At 75.2% G+C, this 4,606-nt stretch carries 6 protein-coding genes; 2 read left to right on the top strand and 4 right to left on the bottom strand.

Annotated features, from left to right (window positions below; genetic code table 11):
* Window positions 1-8 precede the first annotated feature (8 nt).
* Together ICW40_RS18275 and rpsT are read left to right on the top strand one after the other, a co-directional pair.
* On the top strand, window positions 9-461 hold the full coding sequence (locus ICW40_RS18275) for a type II toxin-antitoxin system PemK/MazF family toxin (RefSeq protein ID WP_221655428.1): 453 nt from the start codon (window positions 9-11) through the stop codon (window positions 459-461).
* A gap of 218 nt (window positions 462-679) precedes the next feature.
* On the top strand, window positions 680-940 hold the full coding sequence (rpsT, locus tag ICW40_RS18270; protein ID WP_221655427.1) for a 30S ribosomal protein S20: 261 nt from the start codon (window positions 680-682) through the stop codon (window positions 938-940).
* Window positions 941-1,114: 174 nt separating this feature from the next.
* On the opposite strand, the gene ICW40_RS18265 is transcribed toward rpsT, so the two are convergent.
* The 4 genes from ICW40_RS18265 to ICW40_RS18250 all read right to left on the bottom strand — a co-directional run.
* Complete coding sequence (locus ICW40_RS18265) at window positions 1,115-2,437, bottom strand: helix-turn-helix domain-containing protein (RefSeq protein ID WP_374199185.1); 1,323 nt, start codon at window positions 2,435-2,437, stop codon at window positions 1,115-1,117.
* A 236-nt stretch (window positions 2,438-2,673) separates the two neighbouring features.
* Window positions 2,674-2,820 carry a hypothetical protein gene (locus tag ICW40_RS18260; RefSeq protein WP_221655425.1) on the bottom strand — a complete coding sequence of 49 codons (147 nt, stop codon included), beginning with the start codon at window positions 2,818-2,820 and terminating at the stop codon, window positions 2,674-2,676.
* A 270-nt stretch (window positions 2,821-3,090) separates the two neighbouring features.
* On the bottom strand, window positions 3,091-4,098 hold the full coding sequence (gene holA, locus ICW40_RS18255; RefSeq protein ID WP_221655424.1) for a DNA polymerase III subunit delta: 1,008 nt from the start codon (window positions 4,096-4,098) through the stop codon (window positions 3,091-3,093).
* A gap of 43 nt (window positions 4,099-4,141) precedes the next feature.
* Window positions 4,142-4,606 (bottom strand): ComEC/Rec2 family competence protein (locus tag ICW40_RS18250; protein ID WP_374199184.1); only part of this gene is annotated, 465 nt, incomplete at its 5' end.

The following is a 4,606-nucleotide window of genomic DNA, read 5'->3' as shown; positions in this document are numbered from 1 at the left end:
GCTCGGCCGTGGGTGCGCGCGGCGGGAGCGGCGCGCGGCGGGGCGACGTCGCGGGCGCAGGTCGCGCGGACGGCGCGTACCCGGGCGACTTCACGGGACGGCTGCGGCCCGCCTACGCACCCGACCTCGACGGGCAGGCCGACCCCGGCGAGATCGTCTGGGCGTGGGTCCCGTTCGAGGAGGGCGACGGCCGCGGCAAGGACCGGCCGGTGCTCGTCGTCGGGCACGACGGCCCCTGGCTGCTCGGGCTCATGCTCTCGAGCCGCGACCACGACGCCCGCCCGGGGCGACGCGGTGAGGTGTGGCTCGACCTCGGCGCGGGTGAGTGGGACCCTCGCCGCCGACCCAGCGAGGTGCGCCTCGACCGCGTGGTGCGCCTGGCCCCCGGTGACGTCCGCCGCGAGGGAGCCGTGCTCGACCGGGCCCGGTTCGACGAGGTCGCGGCGGCGCTCCGGCGCTGAGCCTGCGGCGCAGCACGCGCGCGGGGGTGCTCCCGGCGCTACGGGCCACGAACGAGGCCCGCGCCTGGTAGCATCGACCTTCGCGTGTCCGCCCAGGTCGGCGGGCACTCGTCCAGCGCCTCTCCGAGGGTGTCCCCACGCCCCAGTCCCGGTGCCGGACGCGCCCTCTACGACCTGTCAGATTCGCTCCGGCGAAACGCACAAGAGAGTCAACACACGTGGCGAACATCAAGTCCCAGATCAAGCGCATCCGCACGAACGAGCTGGCGCGCCTGCGCAACAAGGCCGTGAAGTCGGAGCTCAAGACGCACGTCCGTCGCGTCCGCGAGGCCGTGGCCGCAGGCGACAAGGACGCGGCCGCCACGGCGCTCCGCGTCGCGACGACCAAGCTCGACAAGGCGGCCAGCAAGGGCGTCATCCACGCCAACCAGGCAGCGAACCGCAAGTCGTCGCTCGCCAAGCAGGTCGCCTCCCTCTGAGCGACGGGCCGCACCGGCGGCCACGCACGTACACGAACGGCGCCGTCCCCTCGGGGACGGCGCCGTTCGTCGTCGTGCGGCAGGTTGTCGTGCGGCAGCCGACGTGGTCGGGCACGACGTCGCGCGACGTCGCGTGCGGGCCGGTCCCCCCTGCCGACCGGCCTGCCCGCGTCGTCAGGCGTTCGCGGCCTCGCCGAACCCGGCCGCCGTGCGCGAGGTGACCACCGCGGCGGGCACCGCAGTCGGCTGGATCCCGGCGTCCCGCAGCGCCGCGTCGAACGCGTGCGCGGCGCCCGCGGCATCGCCGTGGGCGAGGAGCCGGTCGCCGAGCGACCGCCACACCGTCGCGGCCATCCGCCCGGCCGACATCATCGCGAGGCGGCCCACGGCCCACTGGTAGGTCTCGCGCGCACGCTCGACGTCGCCGCGCGCGGCATAGGCGTCGCCGAGCAGGATGTGGCCGTTGGACACGTCGAGCGCCGCCTGGTCGCCCAGGCGTGCGAGGCCTGCCGTCGCGAGGTCCTCGGCGCGGTCGGCGTCGCCGAGCATGAGGTACGCGCGGCCGCGCTCGAAGTCGCAGCGGGCGATCTCGAGCTCGGACCCGACGACGGCGAGCTCCTCGGCCGCGTGGTCGAGCTGCACGAGCGCCGCGTCGGGCTCGGGCGGCGAGCACCGCAGCAGCAGCCAGCCGTAGTGCAGGCGCAGGCGCGGCACGTCGCGGCTGGCCGCCCCCTCGCTCAGGTAGGCGAGCGCACGCTCGGTCAGGCGCCGGGCTTCGGCGAAGTCGCCGCGGCCCTCCGCGACGAGCGAGGCGTTCCAGTAGATGCTGCCGCGGCCGCGCATGGTGCCCTTGGCCTCGGCGAGCGCGATGAGCTCGGACGCACGGTGGGCGGCGAACAGCAGGTCCCCGCGCTCGTAGTAGCTCCACAGGAGCGTCGCCGCGAGGCGCAGGTGCTCGTCCGTCCCGCCGATGCCGGCGGACTCGACCTCCTCGAGCAGCTGCTCGCCGAGGGCGATGCTGTGCCCGAGGTCGCCCGCCTCGTGGTAGGCCGCGACGAGGTCGCTGCCCATGACGGCGGTCTCGAGCCAGCGCCGGTCCGCACGGGCGTCCGCGAGCAGCGGCTCGAGCACCGCGACGCACGCGTCGAGCTCACCGAGCGCCTCGTGCGCGCGCGCGAGGGTGTGCAGCGCCTCGACGTGGTGGCGCGGCGCGATCGTGGTGACGTCGAGCGCGAGCAGTCGGTCACGTGCCTCCTCCGCGGCGCCGTTCGCCAGCGCGAGGCGGGCGAACCCGATCTCGAGGCGGGCGCGCTCCTCGCTCGGCGCCTTGTCGCCGAAGCGCAGGTACTCCGCCGTCGTCCCGAGGCGCCGCGCGAGCACGGCCAGCGCGGCGTCCGTCGGGACGCGGTGACCGGCCTCGATCAACGAGATGTAGCTCGGGGAGAAGTCCTCGCCGGCGAGGGCCGTCTGGGAGAGGCCCGCACGGGTTCGTTCCACGCGAAGACGTTCGGAGAGTTCTGTCACAGTTCGTCACTCTAACCTTGACACGGGGCCCAGGGCAGTCCCTCGGGCGGATGAAATCCGCTCGCCGGCGCGGACGTCACCCGCCTGGGTGACGTCCGGCGCCGTGGGCCGCGATCGCCAGCGGGCGAGAGCTCGGTGAGCGCTCGCCGCCGGCTCGGACGGGGGGCTCGGGGGGCGGAGCCCGGAGAGCGGCGGGCGGTCCGAGCAGGTCAGACCTTGCAGCAGCCGGTGCTGCCGACACCCGACATGGTGCTCACGCCGCCGGAGCCGAAGGGGAGGCCGACGACGGCGAGGCCGAGCGTGACGGTGACGGCGGCGAGGGTCTTGACGATGCGGTTCACGGTGGTGCTCCTCATGCTTGAAAGGGTGGCCTGTCACGACGACTATGACAGGATTCCTCCCGCTATGCACCCCCTTTCACCAGCGAATTTGACGAATTCGTGGCGACCTTTTGGCACAAATGCATAGAAAGGTGGTCGAAGTGCTGCGGGTGATTTTCCGCACACCTCGACCTGCTGGCGACGTCCTCGTCGTGTGAGTAAAGGATGCCGTGACTGCCGACGCCGGCATGCCAGGGCAGCGCCGGACGACCCGTCGACGCGCGACGGCGTGCGACGGCGACAGGGTCAGCGTCGCGCCGACGCGACCCTCAGGACGGCCCGCTCGATGGCGAAGGCGGGGTCGCGGCTCCCGCCCTTCACCTCGGCGTCCGCCGACGCGACGACCGAGATCGCCGTCGCCAGCGCCTCCGGCGTCCAGCCGGCGAGCTCGCGCCGCGCGCGGTCCACCTGCCACGGCGCGAGGTTGAGGTCACGGATCGGGTCGAGCCCGCGTCCGCGCGCCGCGCCGACCTTGGCGAGCACGCGTAGCTTCGCGGCGAGCGCGGCGACGAGCGGCACGGGGTCCGTGCCCGTGGCCATCGCGTGGCGCAGGAGCGCGACGGCCTCACCCGCGCGGCCCTCGACGGCCGCATCGGCGACCCGGAAGCCGGTGGCCTCGACGCGACCGCCGTAGTAGCGGGTCACGAGCTCGAGCGTCACCGTGCCGGTCGAGTCGGCCGCGAGCTGCTGGCACGCCGCGGCGAGCTCCCTCAGGTCCGCGCCGCAGGCCTCGAGGAGTGCCCGTAGCGCGGCGGGCTCGGCCTTGCGGCGGGCCCGACGCAGCTCGCCGACGGCGAAGGCATGCTTGTCGGCGTCGCGCTTGAGCGGCTCGCACGCGACCACGGCCGCCCCTGCGGCCCGGACCGCGTCCAGCGTCTTCCGGCCGCGGTTGCCGCCCCCGTGCTGGAGCACCAGCCAGACGTCGGGCGAGGGGTCGGCGAGGTACGAGACGACGTCGGCCAGAGCCTCCTCGGTGCCCGCCTGCAGGTCCGTCAGCACGACGACCCGCGGCTCGTCGAACAGCGACGGGCTCGTCGCGACGCGCAGGCGCCCCGCCTCGTACGCCGCGCCCTCCAGGCGCGTGATCTCGACCTCGGGCTCGCGCTCACGGGCCTGGGCGACGAGACGCTCGACGGCACGCTCGGCGAGCAGGGCCTCGGACCCGGTGACGAGGACCACCGGGGCGAGCTCGGCCTGGTCCCAGGGGACGCCCGACCCGGCTCCGGCGGGGCTGCGACGGGCGGCGGGTGGCATGCGCACAGCCTGCCACGGAGGTCCGTCACGCCCGGGCGGCCGCTCACAGGCACGACGCCCAGACCTCGAGCCGCCCGCGCCCGCCGCCGACGGCGACCGGACCGCACCGGTCGGTGGTCAGCACCAGTCCCCCGGCGTCGCGATAGAGGTCGACGGTCGCGGGCGCGGGGTGCCCGTAGGTGTTCTCGGCCCCCACCCCGACGAGCGCCACGGCGGCGCCGACCTCCTCCGCGAGCGCGCGCGACTGGTGGGCGGAGCCGTGGTGCGCGACCTTGACGACGTCGACCCCGCCGAGATCCGCCTGCCGCACCAGCTGCTCCTGCGCCGCGGGCTCGACGTCGCCCAGCGCGAGCACGTCGAGGTCCGGAGCGCTCAGGCGCAGCACCAGGCTGGCGTCGTTGACCGCCGAGCTCTCGAGCCCCGCGCCGTCGTCCGGCCCGACACCGCGCGCGGCGCCGTCGGGGTCGAGCGCACCCGCCGCCGCGCCGGGCGCCGCCGGCCACAGGAC

This window comes from Actinotalea ferrariae (genome assembly GCF_019733465.1).
Classification (GTDB): Bacteria; Actinomycetota; Actinomycetes; order Actinomycetales; family Cellulomonadaceae; genus Actinotalea; species Actinotalea ferrariae_A.
This window is presented reverse-complemented; position numbering and strand designations above follow the sequence as displayed.

Excerpts from the sequence above, each read along its gene's own strand:
- ICW40_RS18260 (WP_221655425.1), bottom strand. The coding sequence starts at position 2,820 with ATGAGGAGCACCACCGTGAACCGCATCGTCAAGACCCTCGCCGCCGTC.
- holA (WP_221655424.1), bottom strand. The coding sequence starts at position 4,098 with ATGCCACCCGCCGCCCGTCGCAGCCCCGCCGGAGCCGGGTCGGGCGTC.